The 16,445-nt window shown below is 42.1% G+C and carries 15 protein-coding genes; 3 read left to right on the top strand and 12 right to left on the bottom strand.

The genetic code is table 11. The features are described from left to right. Positions 1 to 105: 105 nt before the first annotated feature. The 10 genes from VLA57_RS09450 to VLA57_RS09405 form a co-directional block, all read right to left on the bottom strand. A complete protein-coding gene (locus tag VLA57_RS09450; protein WP_133104187.1) occupies positions 106 to 603 on the bottom strand; it encodes a CvpA family protein in 498 nt (165 codons plus the stop codon). A gap of 98 nt (positions 604 to 701) precedes the next feature. Further along, positions 702 to 1,736, bottom strand: coding sequence for a quinone-dependent dihydroorotate dehydrogenase (locus tag VLA57_RS09445; RefSeq protein WP_133104186.1), 1,035 nt, complete (start codon positions 1,734 to 1,736; stop codon positions 702 to 704). A 309-nt stretch (positions 1,737 to 2,045) separates the two neighbouring features. Beyond that, on the bottom strand, positions 2,046 to 2,447 hold the full coding sequence (locus tag VLA57_RS09440) for a DUF4870 family protein (protein ID WP_227500764.1): 402 nt from the start codon (positions 2,445 to 2,447) through the stop codon (positions 2,046 to 2,048). 248 nt (positions 2,448 to 2,695) lie between these two features. After that, on the bottom strand, positions 2,696 to 3,256 hold the full coding sequence (gspM, locus tag VLA57_RS09435) for a type II secretion system protein GspM (RefSeq protein WP_133104184.1): 561 nt from the start codon (positions 3,254 to 3,256) through the stop codon (positions 2,696 to 2,698). A 2-nt stretch (positions 3,257 to 3,258) separates the two neighbouring features. Next, entirely contained in the window at positions 3,259 to 4,572 is a 1,314-nt protein-coding gene (gene gspL, locus VLA57_RS09430; RefSeq protein ID WP_133104183.1) for a type II secretion system protein GspL, read from the bottom strand. Between the two features lie 117 nt (positions 4,573 to 4,689). Beyond that, a complete protein-coding gene (gene sixA / locus VLA57_RS09425) occupies positions 4,690 to 5,148 on the bottom strand; it encodes a phosphohistidine phosphatase SixA (RefSeq protein WP_133104182.1) in 459 nt (152 codons plus the stop codon). A gap of 99 nt (positions 5,149 to 5,247) precedes the next feature. Beyond that, positions 5,248 to 6,543 carry an NAD(P)H-dependent glycerol-3-phosphate dehydrogenase gene (locus VLA57_RS09420; RefSeq protein ID WP_133104181.1) on the bottom strand — a complete coding sequence of 432 codons (1,296 nt, stop codon included), beginning with the start codon at positions 6,541 to 6,543 and terminating at the stop codon, positions 5,248 to 5,250. A 198-nt stretch (positions 6,544 to 6,741) separates the two neighbouring features. Then, positions 6,742 to 7,401, bottom strand: a complete 660-nt coding sequence (locus VLA57_RS09415) for a nitroreductase family protein (RefSeq protein ID WP_133104180.1) — start codon at positions 7,399 to 7,401, stop codon at positions 6,742 to 6,744. Between the two features lie 182 nt (positions 7,402 to 7,583). After that, positions 7,584 to 8,690: a cell division protein ZapE gene (zapE, locus tag VLA57_RS09410; protein ID WP_020443299.1), complete on the bottom strand. Its 1,107-nt coding sequence runs from the start codon at positions 8,688 to 8,690 to the stop codon at positions 7,584 to 7,586. 243 nt (positions 8,691 to 8,933) lie between these two features. Next, a complete protein-coding gene (locus VLA57_RS09405; RefSeq protein WP_133104178.1) occupies positions 8,934 to 9,593 on the bottom strand; it encodes an alpha/beta hydrolase in 660 nt (219 codons plus the stop codon). A gap of 367 nt (positions 9,594 to 9,960) precedes the next feature. Between VLA57_RS09405 and VLA57_RS09400 the strand changes: the two genes are divergently transcribed. The 3 genes from VLA57_RS09400 to xseB all read left to right on the top strand — a co-directional run bounded on the left by VLA57_RS09400 (position 9,961) and on the right by xseB (position 12,377). Continuing rightward, a complete protein-coding gene (locus tag VLA57_RS09400) occupies positions 9,961 to 10,329 on the top strand; it encodes a hypothetical protein (protein ID WP_011513429.1) in 369 nt (122 codons plus the stop codon). Between the two features lie 199 nt (positions 10,330 to 10,528). After that, positions 10,529 to 12,073 (top strand): exodeoxyribonuclease VII large subunit, encoded by a 1,545-nt coding sequence (gene xseA / locus VLA57_RS09395; RefSeq protein ID WP_133104177.1) that lies wholly within the window; start codon positions 10,529 to 10,531, stop codon positions 12,071 to 12,073. 58 nt (positions 12,074 to 12,131) lie between these two features. Then, positions 12,132 to 12,377, top strand: coding sequence for an exodeoxyribonuclease VII small subunit (gene xseB, locus VLA57_RS09390; protein WP_133104176.1), 246 nt, complete (start codon positions 12,132 to 12,134; stop codon positions 12,375 to 12,377). A gap of 39 nt (positions 12,378 to 12,416) precedes the next feature. Here the strand turns inward: xseB and pncB are convergent, their stop codons facing one another. Both pncB and msrAB read right to left on the bottom strand, forming a co-directional pair. Then, on the bottom strand, positions 12,417 to 13,658 hold the full coding sequence (pncB, locus tag VLA57_RS09385) for a nicotinate phosphoribosyltransferase (protein ID WP_133104175.1): 1,242 nt from the start codon (positions 13,656 to 13,658) through the stop codon (positions 12,417 to 12,419). Between the two features lie 406 nt (positions 13,659 to 14,064). Beyond that, positions 14,065 to 15,906 carry a bifunctional peptide-methionine (S)-S-oxide reductase MsrA/peptide-methionine (R)-S-oxide reductase MsrB gene (msrAB, locus tag VLA57_RS09380; RefSeq protein ID WP_133104174.1) on the bottom strand — a complete coding sequence of 614 codons (1,842 nt, stop codon included), beginning with the start codon at positions 15,904 to 15,906 and terminating at the stop codon, positions 14,065 to 14,067. Between the last annotated feature and the right edge of the window lie 539 nt (positions 15,907 to 16,445).

The raw sequence follows: 16,445 nt of genomic DNA, 5'->3' as shown, positions 1-16,445 counted from the left end.
CTATGACACAAACGGTTGATGATTAAGCTAATAATTAAGCACTGATAATTGATGGATGGTATTTTACGAATATTAGATGCGGTTGAATAGCTTTTTATTCAACCCTTATGATTGATTGACCTGATCCCAAGCCATCCCAAACATATCTGAGACGAGCGCTTTACCGACAGGTGCATAAGGTAACAGCTCAGGTGCCAGTACGGATGTCTGCCACTGCGGCATTTGTACCAATAGTGGCGCACTAATACTAAGAATCACCAAAACCATCAGCACATTTTTAGCAGCACCTAATAGGCCACCTGCCATCTTATCAAGTACACCCAAACGTAAGGTTTTTAAGACACCTGAAAAGACAAAGGCAACCAAGTGCATGATAGCCAATATCGCAATCACTACCAATAAAAAAGCAGCAGCCATCTGTAAGACAGGGTTCTGGATGATACTCGATAACTGCGGTGCTATGGAAGCGGCCAATCGACTTGCTGCAATAAGAGCGATAAACCAACCGACCAAACCAACTGCCGTCTTAATCAGACCCACTTGAAAGCCGCGCCATAAGCCTATTAGCACCACAACAGCAATCACAATGTCTAAACCACTCATGTATACCGCCTCGTTACTTTATATCTTTCGTATCAAGTGTTGAATTAAGTATTAGATAACAAGCCTTCATACTTTTAATGTAACCCATATAGCTTAAATTAATTTTCCATCGCGTCGTAATAACCACCGATAGACTGTATACAAGACTGTACAAGCCCAGGCCCTTTATAAATAAGCCCTGAATAAAGCTGAACCATATCTGCGCCCGCTTCGATTTTCTTGACGGCTTTAGCGCCACTATCGATACCGCCGACCCCAATCAATGCCACTTTACCATCCAGCTGATCAGAGAATTGTTGTAAAATCTGCGTACTAATGTGGCTGACCGGACGACCTGATAAACCACCTGCTTGATCGCCATCGGGCAAATCTTCAACGCCTACGCGGCTCAACGTGGTATTGGTCGCAATCAAACCATCAATCTCGAAATCCAGCAGTTGCTGAGAGATATAATCTACCTGTATTGGATCTAAATCAGGCGCGACCTTAAGAACCAATGGCACATAAAAACCGTATTCTGTTGCCAATTGACTGTGGCGGTTTTTGATCACATCTAACAGATGGGTTAATGCCTCTCCGCTTTGCAGGTCACGTAAATTTGCGGTATTTGGCGAAGAGATATTGACAGTGATGTAGGAAGCATGTGGGTAAACACGCTCTAAGCAGTAAACATAGTCATCAGCCGCTTTTTCAACTGGCGTTGCAGCGTTTTTACCGATATTAATGCCGATATTGCCTTTGTATTTACAGCGCTGCACATTTTCAATGAGGTAGTCGACACCTTCATTGTTAAAACCCATACGGTTAATAATGGCGTCTGCTTGTTTGAGTCTAAATAAACGCGGTCTATCATTACCGGCTTGCGGCTTTGGCGTGACTGTACCTACTTCGATAAAGCCAAAACCAAGCTCAGCTAAGGCGTCAATATAATCGCCGTTTTTATCTAGCCCAGCAGCGAGACCAACAGGATTAGAGAACTGCAAGCCCATGCAATCAGTTGGCTGCATAGATTGACCATAAACCAAACCTAAAACACGCGCTTTATGAGCTTTATCCAATAAGGATAAGGTCATTTCATGCGCGTGTTCAGGGTCCATATTAAACAAAAAAGGGCGAAGTAAGGCATAAGACATAGTAACGACAGACCCTGCTTGAAAGTGAAAATGAATAAAGAAAACCAATGTGGTCAAGCGCAGCGATTATATCAGCTTAGTCGAAATAAGACCAAAGTTTCATCAGCCAATTTTACTATAGAGAATATATAGTGAATTCAGTATTAAAACGGTACAGCGGGACTGGAATAAATTTTACGCAGCCTCTGTCGGCGTAGGCATAGCACGCCAGAAAAATTTATTCCAGTTCCGCGTTGCAATATAGCGTATCTATTTTATTTGGAATCGACTATAGATAGCTACTCTCTATAGTAAGATATAGCTCAATTATTAAGGGACAGGTCGACCATCCGCCAGAGCAATCCAGCCTCGCACGATACGGTATAAATGCCAAATAAAGGCAACACCCATAATAATAAAACCAATGCTTGCTAGTAATACCGAGCCGACAGCGATATTACCGCTATCCGCCATCATACTAACGCCAAAACTACCAAGAGCAAAAGTGATGATGCCAATACCCACGATAAACCATACGATGCTGTACCAAAATGTTTTAATTTGCCAGTCAAAGTGCGTGGCAAGCCATGTGCCATCAGCATCACGACGTTTGGCATAATTCATAAAGATAGGCACAATCCACAGCAAACCGGCAGTAAAATAACTGAGTACATATAATAAATACGTAATGTGGTTATACGTTACTAAAGAGCGGCTTTGTTTATTATTCATATTGTCACTCATCGGATTATTTATATGATCACCTGTCATGGCATACATAGCATATTGTGCTGATTATAAAACCCTACACATAAATGAGGCATGAATTTTAAAGTGAAACATTTGTTATAGCTATTTTATAGTGTCTAAGAAGTACTTTTTCAATAAGGTCTGTTGTATAAATGGGTTTGTTAGTATAAAAGCTATTGACTAATTTTGAGTAAAATTTATCCCCATAATGCCCCATGTCCCTTGCCCATTTATGATGAGGTAACGGTAGCCTGAACCTGAATCGCTTTAGTGAGAAAATCTTGCTGCATAGACAACTGAGTGAACTGCCAGCCTTGTTGTTCAAGCTTACCAAGGGCAGCACTCACCACTGCTTGACTCGGATTGTTAAAGCTCAGTTGTACCGTCTCACCATTAGCAATTACTTGCGCATCTACAATGCCTGAGTTAGTCAACAGCGCATTGACACTACTAGCAGCAGGTATTACCTCTGCACCATCAGTAGTATTGGCAGCCGCTAACGCATTACTATCGATATTACCTGCTTGAGCACGCAACCAAAAATAATCAGCAACCTGTTCTTGGTACTCGATTTTGCTATTATTGGCTGCCTGATGAATGCTATAACCGCCATAACCGCCGACAAACAATAGTAAAAAAGCAGACAGTAATAGCAAAGCCAACTGGTCACGAGAAGACAATGCTTGCCAGCGTACAAATAGCAGGTTTTGATAGCCTGTTATTCGCGCTGATAATGCACTTGTCTGCAGCATCGTTGAGCTACGTTTGGTACGGCGCTTTAGTATTTTCATCATTACCCTTTATTGCCGACACTGCTGTTGTTTTCTATGACATTGACCGTTACTTGACCGCTAAACTGCCCTTGCTCATTGCCATTCACTTGCTCTAGTTTTGCCGTTAAACCTTGCGCGACGAGTGTAGCTGTAAACTGATCAAGACTGCCGCGATCAGGAGCAATCAACGTAAAGCTAAGTGCTGAAGGCTGCATAACCAATGCTTGCGCCTTTAATGATGACTGTTTAATCAAAGGGGATATACGCGAAAGCACTGCCATGTGTGACGCCGGTGCTTGGCTATCGCTACGCAATTTTGGTTCTAATTGAACTTGTAGTTTGGTACGCGTACTGAGTGGCTCATTTGGAAACCAAGACTGATATTGTGTCGCAATCTCAGTCTTAGTCGCAATTGTTGCCTCATTATATTTATACCAATGCACCGCATCGGTCGCCATCTGCAATACCAGTGCCGATAACGCCACCATCAGCGCCACACGAAGATAAGGTGACAACTGCGAATTCGTGGACTTAACGAAAAAGTTCAGCGTATGACGCTCTGCGTTATCAAGTGGTTTTGGCGTCGTCACTAGTGTGGTTAATAACAGTTGGTGCTCAGCTATCATGTCAGCTGTAATCGCGGTAAAGCTGCCTGCTGCTATAGAGTTTTCAATCTCAGTTCGATTAGCAAGCTCATTATCAGTCGTAATGATATCAGTAGCAATAATGTCAGAAACGTAGCCGGTATCGTAAACAGTGTCATCAATGGCAGGTACTATCAAAACCTCGCTTAAATGCGGAAAACGCTCAAAGATTAGCGGTAAATAGCTGACTGCCATACCTTGATATAAAGATTGGCGAAGCAACACGGTTTCTTTGTCTTGATATAGGGTAATTTGCTGCCCAGCCCCTTCTTCTGGCAATGGCAGTAATAGAAAATCAGGCAATAAAGCAACGATATTCATGTCAGCAAGCTTTGCGCTCTGTTGCCATAACTCGATATCACTTTGTGCCAGCGCATACAGATGATGGGTGTTGTTATGACTCATTTGCCGAATAGCCAATTGCTCAACAGGCGTTAAAGAAGTCTCTTCAAATAAGTACTGCTTGCCACTACTGCCTAACTGCTTAAGCTGAGTGCTGTTTAGCTCCGTATCGACCTGTAACATATGAGTAGACGGAAAATAAAGACAAATGGCTTTTTGGCTATTTGCTTTATAGCGACTATAGATATCCTGTAGCTGCTGCCAACCCTCGACCAACTGCCAGTGTTGACTGTCTTCATGCCAGACCGCTAGTGGACTGTGCTGCGCTCTTAACCAAACATGTAACACCAAATGTGTCCTCAATTATTAAAGCTATAATATATCAAAGCTATCGTTTAGCTAAAATGCAGATGATCTAGGACCATCAACAGCAGCACTATTATTAACCATCAATAATAACCTAGATTAATAAGGCTGATCCGGTACAAAGCGGGCAATCTCGCGTGCCATACCTGCCATCACAAAATCCATCTCAAACACACGTGTTTCGGCCAAAGCAAAAGACTCAGGATAGTCATTGGTTAGTAACCCCGCGATATAAGCAACAATAGACATATGACAAACCACCACCAGACACTTAGCTTCAATGTCAGCAATCTCATTCAACGCTTGACGCGCATCGTCAGACGGTGTGAGATTGTCTTGTATGCTCGATGGAACAGTAGGCAATTGTGCCTGTAGTTCTGCCAGTGTTTGCTGTGCCCTCACATAAGGACTGACCAAAAAATAATCGGGATGATAATGCGTAGTGATATATTTTGCGGTCTGCTTTGCTTGCTGCTGACCAAAATCCGTCAGCTGGCGGGCGCTATCGGGACGCGTCTCGTCTTCTGCTTGACCATGGCGCATCAAAATAATTTTCATAAGTTATCAGCCTTTTTTATTGTTGTTATATCGCCAGTGCAAATTATAAGTAACTCTCTTTCAGTGACACACTATTGCTATTGCGCTAACAACCTCTTATTACTTATTACCCTGCTTACTTTTATCCTCTTTTGATTGACTGTTTGCAGTTTGCATTTGCGCGGTCAGCGAAGCATTACTGTGGTCGTGCTCCATGACAAATTCAACATCACTACGAAAGCCTGCTTCCATCAAATGCAGGGCAACACCAAGCGCCGCTTTGTCTTCATAAATGACGGCGTATAACGCATGAGTAATAGGCATATAAATGCCTTCTTTAGTGGCTTTTTCATGTACTTGCTGAATGGTATTCACCCCTTCAGCAGTTTGTCCCAATTTTTTGACCGCTGCATCAATCGTCATACCACGACCAAGCATATTACCGATACGATAATTACGACTTAACTCCGAGCTACAAGTGGCATATAAATCCCCCACACCTGATAGCCCTAAAAAGGTAAGCGGATTGGCACCAGCATGTACACCAAAGCGACTCATCTCTGCTAAGCCACGGGTCAATATCATCGCTTTGGTATTTTCACCAACCTCGTAAGCAGCTGCCATACCCATAGCAATGGCGTAAATATTTTTTAGCGCACCGCCAAGCTCAACACCGCGGATATCATCACTAGCAAATACTCTAAAGAATGCACTATGTAATGCCGCTTGTACGGCATGACGTAATGGTTCAGATTCACTAGCGATTACCGTAGCAGATGGCATATTTTTCATGATTTCTATAGCAAGATTTGGACCCGACATCACGCCAAAATTTACTTCAGGTAGCTCGTCTTTGATGATATCACTCATCAGAGAAAAAGTGTCTTTTTCCATCCCTTTGGTCAAAGAAACAATAGACTGCCCACTAATAAAAGGGGCGATACTTTTAAGCGTTTCGCGAAACGCCAATCCCGGTACGGCAATGAAGATAATATCCGTATCTTTGACTGCGGCTTGCAGCTCATGACTGTATTTTAGGCGGTCATCAAGCTTATAGCCTGGCAGGTATTTTTTATTCATTTGCGATTTTGCCATCGCTTTAACCGTACGCTTGTTGCGCACCCACAGCGTGGTATCGCAGCCATTGCGTGCCGCTAAGTTTGCCATGGCGGTGCCAAAGCTACCGCCGCCTAATACCACTAAACGCAGCTTGGTCGGATTTTTATGTATCTCTTCCATTTTTTTTGCTACGGCAGATTCCACCACACTTGGATTTAACTTTTTACGTCCAAGACTAGATTTGGTGGCACGATCAATGATACCAGACAACAATTTATTTTGTTTTTCAGCTATTTTTTGCTCAGCTTGTGTGCTGTCTACGTTGGTATCTGTGCTTTTGTCATTAGCGCTTATCATATGTTTTATCCGAATTGACTGACTTTGTGATAAATTCATTTATGCTGAGTATACAGTGAGCGCAGCAAAATGTATGAACAATTATTTGTACAAATTAACAGTATTCTTTAGGCTACTAGCTCAGCCAAACAGCCATTCTCGTTAAGTCATTACTTAGCTACGCTCTTGGTTGCCCACTATATTACTCAATAAAGACTTTTATTGCTCAAAGCGCGTCAGTGGTTCAATATCAATCGGCTTGCGCGTTGGCATGTCACAAGGGCTGCTGCCGGTATAAACAAAAGCCGTGACATAATCATCTGCACTTATATCAAAATATGCTTTAACAGCAGGCTCATTACAAAGTAACCCAGTACGCCACACCGTACTAAAACCTTGTGCCTTTAGCGCTAAGATAAGGTTTTGAACCGCCGCACCCGCACTAAGCATTTGTTCAAAGGGTGGTACTTTTTTATGCGCTTGCATTTGTGTGACGACAGTAATAATAACGGGTGCACGTAATGGCATATTATAAGTTTTTTGCCGATCTTTTTCAGATAGGGTATCGCCTTCTTGTGCTGCTTTGGCTTCAGCTGCCACCAAAAATGCACGACCTAGCTCATGACGAGCATTACCCTGTGTGACGATAAAGCGCCACGGCTGTAGTTTCTTATGATCTGGGGCTGTCACTGCACAATCGATAGCGGCTTTTATCTGGCTTTCTGTCGGTGCAGGGATACTCAGATTACCAATACTGCGCCTCGATTTAATCCAATTGATCAGTTGTTCATCGGTCACTTGTGAGTTGGTTACTATCGGACTTTCGGTATTGTTTGGCTCATCATTATTATGGTCGTGACTCTTTTCAGAGGTACTCATGGTCTATCCTTATTCATTATTATAAGTGTTTAGCAGTTAGGCACATTTGCCTATTATAGGTAATATTATTATAGTTTTATGGGATATAAGTAGAAGCAAACCAGCTGCTGCTATATTGTTATAGAGTAGCCAACAGTATTGGACAACAACTGGTTTTTAATATTTAAAGAATTGAATAAAATCTATGCTGCATCCGAATCTTCAGTACGATGCTCCATTTTCAGATAATCTTCTGACTGCATCTCAAGCAGGCGCGAACGTGTACGTTCAATCTCGAACGCCAGTTTTTGTCCTTGATATAATTCAAGAATCGGCTGTTGGGCGCGCACCAATAATTTGACACGGCGATCATAAAACTCATCGACTAAATAAATAAAACGTCGTGTTGGATCCCGCAAATCATCATCGAGCGCTGGCACTGCATTGATAAGTACAGTGCTGAACTGCTTAGCGATTTCAATAAAATCAGATGCCGACCGCGGCTCCATGCATAAATGACGGAAGTCGCAAAATAAGATGTCATCGGTACGCGCATTAATCCTGATTTCACGACCATTAACAGTGATAGGCTCATTACTGAATTTTTGATTGTTAGACAAGCTAGCAAAACGGTTGGCGAGCCAGTGATGATTGGCTTTTGTCATGGGCGACTCGTATAACTCGGCTTGTTGCAGTACACGCAAGCGATAATCAATACCGGAGTCGATATTCATAACGCTGGTATGCTTTTCAACTTCGGCAATAGCTGGCATAAAGCGATCTCGGTGCAAGCCATCTTTATAGAGTCCAGATGGCTCAATATTTGATGTCGCTACCAAGGTAATACCGCGATTGAATAGCATGGTGAACAAATCACCCAAAATCATCGCATCAGAGACGTTAGAGACAAAAAACTCATCAAAACAGATAATCACCGCTTCAGCATAGATGATATCAGCGACTTTTTCTAACGGGTCGCTCTCGCCTTGCAGCTTATGTAGCTCTTGATGTACCCGCTGCATAAAATGATGAAAATGTTGACGCATCTTGCGCTCAATGGTCAATGAATCATAAAACATATCCATCATCCATGTTTTACCACGTCCTACCCCGCCCCACATATACAAACCTTTGGGTGCAACAGGTTTTGCTTTTAAAAAACTAAAAAAGCCTTTTTTCTGTACCGCGTTATCATTGAGCTGATGGTAAAGACCATCCAAGTAACTCATCGCCAAATACTGCTGCTCATCACGAGTAAACTCATCCGTGCTGATGGCTTGCTCATAACGCTGTAAGGGAGATAAACTCATAATACGACTCATCATTAAACAAAATAAATATCAGAATAAAGTATTAATACCGACAATCGCTACTAACTTATGATTTTTACACTGAGATAGTAGCAACTGGTTTATCAGAATGGCTTATCATAACCATTCTTTAGGTTAACACAGCTTAAGGTTGTAAAAATAATCCGTTAACTCTTAACAATACTGATTAGCGCAAAGCTATTTTAAGTAGCTTAAAGAGTATCAAGCGATCTGTAGCTAATACTATATGTCGCCGTTATACGTATGCTGCTCCAAAAGCTTTTTCAGCTCAGACAAGCGCCCATGGAAAAAGTGTCCTGCGCCATTAACAACGCTCACAGGAATGCCCAGTCGATCAGCAAATTCTTGCATATTATCAGGGTCGATGACTTCATCCGCATTACCATAAATCTCAAAGGTTTTATCAGCAGGTAAATCTATATCACTGCTGTCATTTTTTTCGACTGAGGGAGCAATGAGAGCAATCTTAGATATCTCAAAATCACCCAGTCCCCATATGTGCGGCGACACTAGCACTTGCTCAGCCACACGCGCTGTCACATAACCGCCGAATGAAAAACCACCAAGCCATAATTTTCGTGCCGGAGTTTGCTCAGCAATCCATTGTAGCACGGTCATTGCATCAACTACTTCCCCATCAGCATAATCATGCTCACCGGTCGATTGTCCAACACCACGAAAGTTAAAACGTACTACGTGCATACCATTATCACGAGCAAAGCGGTACATGGTCGTCACCACTTTATTATTCATCGTGCCATCGAACAACGGATTGGGATGGCAAAGCAGCGCAACGGTATCCGTATTTGGATCATTAGAATTGTCTTGTTGCCAAAGCGCGTCAACTTCTAACACGCCAGCAGGAGCGGGAATCAATTGCATATAATACTTATTAGTTAAGAATGAATAGCTCAATTATCCTAGATATGGTTTATATTTCAAGTGATTTGCTGTGTATTGCCGCTATCTGTCGAATTTTTACTATTAATCATAGAAAATTGTCAAAAAAATATAGCAGACAGATATTGCTTCAGACAGACATTACTTATGACTTTTGGGCAAACTTAGCGCACCTTTATAGCTGTCTATTTCGGTAGGTAATACAAGCGCAATATCGAACACAATAACCGTCTAGACACTCAATATATCAATAGGGTAAATTCATCGTTTGATAAAAGCTTTAACGTATTTGTGTGTCACTTTTAGGTTCATGCTTTCATTTTTACTTTACCGGAATTAGGAAACCCTTATGAAGACTTTTAATAAAACGGCTACCTTAGCAGCCACCTTAGTCGCTGCCCTCACTTTGAGTGCCTGTCAAACCACGCCTTCATCGCCAGTTATTCAACGTGCCAACTCTATTTATGAAACAACTGGTATTGCCAAGACCAAGATAAAAGCTCAGCAAAACGCACTAGATAGTGCTAAGACTACTTGCCGAGGCAAACAAGTGATTATCGTTGAGGATCAAGTGAAATATAATGGCATCTTAAATGAGAGTACAGGGCGCATGATTGGTCAAGCGAGTGCCGTGCTCGGTACCATCCTTGGCACAGGCTCACCAAATTTATCACGTGATGATGACTATGAGTATATGATCAGTTTCCGCTGTCAGTAAGTCATGTCATAAAGCTGCAGTTATATATGTAGTGTATTAGCGATAACTTAGAGCCAATAAGCTTGCGATAAAGATACAATATCAATCGCTGCTTGTTGGCTTTGCTTTTTGTGTAGAGGCTTTTAGGTTAAACTACCCTATCTTATCTTTTACGTCACCTAACCCGTCTCTAAGCCCTCACTATCTTTGGTCTATTATTATGCGCAAACCCAACCTGTCAAATACCAAGCACACTAAAGTATTAGCGCCTGCCAAAGATTTAGCGACCTTGGAGGCAGAGTTGGCAGAACAAGAAAACAGTGTAGAAAATAACTTAGAAGATACTGTCCTGCGCCTTAGTGATTACTTATCAGCGGTCGATATGGTGATCAAGCAAACTTTTAATCACCGTGTTTGGGTCAAAGCTGAGATACGAAATTTATCTAGCAAAGGTGGGCATTATTATTTTGAATTGGCAGAAAAAGATGACGACGGCAAAGTCATTGCCAGCTGCCGTGGTAACCTTTGGCGCTTTAAAGCGGCGCGGGTTTTAGCCAAGTTTGAGCGCGCAACGGGTATGCCACTGGATCGTGATTTGACGGTTTTATTAAAGGTATCGGCAGGTTTCCATGCGCAATACGGCTTCTCTCTCACCATTGAAGATATTGACCCAAGCTATACGTTAGGCGATTTAGCGCGTCAATATGCTGAGATGGTTGACCGCTTGGCAGGTGAAGGATTATTAAACCTGAATCAGCAGTTGCCAACTCCGTTTGATATCGAGCATGTGTTGGTCATCGCTCCTGAAAAAGCCGCAGGGCTAGGCGATTTTCAAGCGGACGCCAATAGACTCGCTAGTACAGGCGCTTGTCATTTCCATTATCATAACGCCACTTTTCAAGGTAATCATGCCCCAGCGGAGATTCGTCAAGCAATCATCAGTGCTCGGCAGCAATTTGAAAATACTTATCAGCGCCTGCCAGATTTATTAGTAATTATCCGTGGTGGCGGCGCTGTTGGTGATTTGGCTTACCTTAACGATTATGAGCTTGCTGCTTTAGTCGCTGAGCAGCCTGTCCCTGTTTGGGTTGGGATTGGTCATGAGCGTGACAAAGTTATCTTAGATGAAGTGGCTCATACTAGCTTTGATACGCCATCAAAAGTCATTGCGGCTATCATGGCGCATTTAGCACAGCTGGTCACTCAGACACTGCAATATCAAATGCAAATCAAACAAGCAGCGCAGCGTCAATTAAATACAGCTGAACAACAAACTGCGCGCCAATTGAGCCAAATACAATCGCAAACCATTGGTCAATTAACGGCACTACAAAAAGACAGTGTTTATGCGTGGCGTAGTATCCAACAAAGTGCACATCGTCAAGTGAAACAAGCTGCCAGACAAGCAAGCGAGCTGCATATACAGACTCAAGCCTCTGCTTATCAACAACTTTCACTCGCCTCTACTTATAGTAAAAATCATCAGAAAATTATTATGCAAAGTGCTCAGCAGCAGTTAATACAAGCGCAGCGTGATAGCGCACATCTGCGTGATATTGTACTCTTGCATCGACCGTCTCGCGTGCTTAAGCAAGGCTATAGCATGCTGACTGATGAACAGGACCAACGAATACTGACCAGTAGCAACCAGCTTTACCCGGAGCAGACCATTCATATCGTCCTAAAAGACGGTAAAGCAAAAGCACAAATCATTGACATTAAAATGGATAAGAAGCCCACAGAATTTACAGAAGCTTCAACTTAACCCCATAATAATATTTCACAATTATTTATTACTTTTACTTTAGATATTAGGAAACCTTATGACTACCCCTATACGTAAACGCAAAAAAGCCGCCCCAAAAACTTTTAAGGCGGCCTACGATATCTTAAAAACCAATGCTGCTGAATTGCAGCAACAAGATGAGCCTGATATTGATAATCTCATGACCACTGTTGAAGAATCGATTGCCGCTTATCGCATTTGCGAGACTCGTATTAACGCAGTACAACAAGCATTAGATGCCGCATTTTCTGAAGAAAACGAAACGGTTGCAAGCGAGAGCTAAATAGCCGTTTTGTCGTGCCTAAATGGCTTTTAATGAAAGCTATTCAGGCTCGTCAACTTCAAACACTTGGCGCAGATAGGCAAGATAGGTATCATTATTGATCATTGTCTTGCCTGGACTATCAGACAGTTTAGCCACTGGCTGACCGTTGCATTCAACCAATTTCAGAACAATATTCAATGGCGTGATGCCCATATCGTTGGTGAGATTGGTGCCAATACCAAAGCTGGTTTTGATTTGACCTTTAAAATACTGATGCAAATCCCACGCCTTATTCAGATCCAAGCCATCACTAAAAGTTAACACTTTGGTTCTTGGATCTATTTTTAGCTTTTGATAATGAGCAATCGCCTTATCACCCCAAAGATACGGGTCGCCGCTATCATGACGCAAACCATCAAAAAGCTTGGCAAAATACAAGTCAAAATCGCGTAAGAACGCATCCATGCCGACGACGTCAGTCAGCGCAATACCCAAATCACCGCGATACTCGTGTACCCACGCTTCAAGCGCCGCTTTTTGCGAATCACGTAGGCGCACATCCAGTGCCTGAAATGCCTGCATAAACTCATGTGCCATCGTACCAATGGGCGTCATGCCAAGCTTTTTTGCCAAATAAACGTTGGACGTGCCGCCCACTATATTTGGCTCAGCTTTGTGCAAAGTCTCAACCACATGAGCTTGCCAGTCTTTATTAAACCGTCTACGTGTACCAAAATCAGCAACGATAAAAGGAGGAATATCACGGCTATTGTCTGCTTGTTCGGCAGCATAACGATGTAACAACTCTACTTTCTTCTCTAAGCGGCGCTGCCCTTCTTCAAGCACACTTGCATCCGTTAATACTTTAAAATATAGCTCATTGACAATGGCTAGTACGAATACTTCGAAGAACATGGCCTGAATCATCGGACCTTCGATATCGATAAATAGACGACCTTTGTCATCAGTAGTCACCGTGATAAAACGACGTTTTAATTTAAACAATTCCAAGTAATCAACGAAGTCTGAACGCATAAAGCGCAAGCCACGTAAGTATTCTAGTTCATCTTCTAAAAATCGCAATTCACATAAGCTGTCTAGTTGCTGCTCTAATTGCTCTTTAATATCAGCAAGTGGATAAGCGGCATCTTTGTTATTACGGCAGCGAAAGCGGTAGACACCATGGGTCTGAGGAAACTGATGTAGCATGGCTTGTAGCATAGTAAATTTGTACAAGTCGTTATCAAGTAACGAGGTAATAATAGGCTCAAAAGTAGGAGAAGTATGGGTAACGGTCATGTTACAGCCTTAAATACAAAAATGAAAAATCGCTAAACGAAGCAATCGACAAATAGATGGACATAACGATATAGTCAATGAAAAGTAATATCGACACATTATGTACTGCTGGTATCAATTTTTCTTGCTTGCTGTGCCTACGCAGACAGAGTCTACAAAAAATTTGTACCAGCAGTACCGTAGCGTTTCTAGAGTATTTTGACTATATATATTACTGATAGAACAATCACAAGCGTTTGAGTATAACGAACTTTAGATTATTTTTCAGAGTTCACTATGGATTGCAGCAAAATTACTACGATTCATAGCAGTATTCATCACATTATTAGCCGCCTATCACCTATAAAAAAGACGCTAAGAATACTCTTAACGTCTTTTTTATAAAATTATTAAACCATGTTATTTACTAAGGTTTCGCAGGTTTAACCAACTTCACTAGTGGCGCATAGCCTGACTGAGGCATCACATTGACTGGGATAAACTGCAATGCCCCGCCATTGATGCAATAACGCAGACCGCCACGGTCTTTTGGACCATCAGGGAACACATGACCCAGATGCGAATCCGCTACTCGTGAACGAATCTCAGTGCGTACCATATTAAATGCCGTATCGTCATGCTGAGTAATCACTTGCTTATCAATTGGCTTGGTAAAACTTGGCCAACCGCAGCCTGAAGCATATTTATCGGTTGATAAAAATAAAGGCTCACCGCTGACCACATCGACATAGATACCGGGTGCAAACAAGTTGTCATATTCATGACTAAACGCCCGCTCAGTGCCTGCATCTTGAGTGATATCATATTGTGCTTTGGTCAACGTATTTTTTAGCGCGCCTTTATCAAACCCAGCATAACGCTTAGGATCTAACGTCTCAGCGACAGTAGTTACTGGTGCAAGCTTAGTACGTGCCGTGTCTTCAGGCTTGTCATCAGCAAGGCTTAAATCAACATGGCAATAGCCATTCGGATTTTTCGCTAGATAATCTTGATGATACATCTCAGCTAAGTAAAAGTTGTCCAATATTTTGTTTTCAACGACTACCTTTTGCTTATATTGGCTTTGTACACGCTTAATTGCAGCATCAACTACCGCTTTATCTGCTTTGTCCGTGTAATAAACGCCTGAACGATACTGTACACCGCGATCATTACCTTGCTTGTTTAAGCTGGTTGGATCAACCACGCGGAAATAATACTTTAAAATCGTATCAAGGTCGGTTTTATCCGCATCATAAGTGACTTTAACTGCTTCGGCATGCCCTGAACCACGGATTACTTGCTCATAGCTTGGGTTGACTGTGTCGCCATTGGCATAACCTGATACAGCATCTACGACACCATCGACTCGCTCCATATAGGCTTCTACGCCCCAGAAACAGCCACCTGCTAGATAGATTGAGCGGGTATTAATCGACTTACCCTTATCATTATAATAAACGCCATCTTTTTGCTTAATAGTCTCAATTTTACTGTTGTTATCTAATGTTTGTACATTTGCAGGCTTAGCACTACCAGCTTTGAGTTCAGAAAAATCATTACTGGCATTCTCAGCAAGGGCATAGGCTTGCTCTGCTGACATATTACCTTTGACCAAATGCACCAAATTACCGTTTTTATCGAGTATTGCCCAGCTTGGATAAACCTGTACGCCAAGCGTATTAATCAGCTCACCTGAGGCATCAATCAATACGGGAAGCTTAGGGTAATCGGCTTGCACGCCAGCATACCAAGTGCTGAATTCGCCATCGGCTTTTTCATTCAGATGACCGGGACTTGCCACAGTGACGACATTTAAACCAGAAAATTTAGGATCCGTGCGCCATTCTTCAGTTTCTGCTAGAGTCCCTAAGCATAATGGGCACCAGCTCGCCCAAAACTTAACCAAGGTGGGTTTATTAGGGTCAATCACAGCAGCGCCATTTTTGCCCAAACCTTTAGTCAACTGCGGCAATGCTTGCATTGTTTTGAGCATATCGGATGGCAACATATCACGTGAGCTTTTTACCCCGCTATTTTGCTTGCTTGTGCTACTACTGACGTTATTCTCTGCACTACTCATCTGTCCACACGCTACCAATATACCGGCACTCAAGACCGTCGTGACACCAAACGCACTGATATTCTTTAACCAACGTGACGCAGCATGCGGTGAGGCTGTCTCTAAATCATTAGCGTTCTTATTTTCATGACTATTAGTATTATGATTATGATTATTCGCGTCATGATGGTTTTTTTTATGTGGCATGAGAGATCCTTTTGACGAAGTCTTACGACCATAAGCTAAAGGTTATAGGGCAGCTTATGGTCTTCTTGCGCTATTAGTTAAAGTAAATGAGTAAAGGTTTTGGAGCGATAAACATACTGTAAAAGGGTGAGTCAGGCTTAGTAAAAGCTATAAGACAAAATATAAATAGAGTGTGAGGCTAGAGTTGAAACCTAATGCTGTATCTGTACCTATAGTGGCTTCAGCTTAGATAAAGATATGACATGCTTTAAGTATGACTGCTATATTAGAGTATCTTAATAGTATATACTGATAATGGAGTTTTTTTTAATAGTAAAAGGCGCCCTGCTACACTTTTTTAACAGCATGGAAATAGTAGAGTGATAGAAGAATTTAGTCGAACTGTCTTTTTGATAAAATAATGATGATGATGACACAAGTCGCTATATAGTCAGTTCAAAATAAAAGCGATACGATTGTAATAACGTGCTATTGGCTATAAATTTTTTGCAGCCTCTGTCACGCCTGCGAACAGCAAGCAAGAAAAAATTATAGCCCAT

Source organism: Psychrobacter sp. S4(2024) (assembly GCF_036861305.1).
Lineage (GTDB): Bacteria > Pseudomonadota > Gammaproteobacteria > Pseudomonadales > Moraxellaceae > Psychrobacter > Psychrobacter cryohalolentis.
The sequence above is the reverse complement of the archived record's forward strand: the minus strand, read 5'-3'. Positions and strand labels throughout refer to the sequence as shown.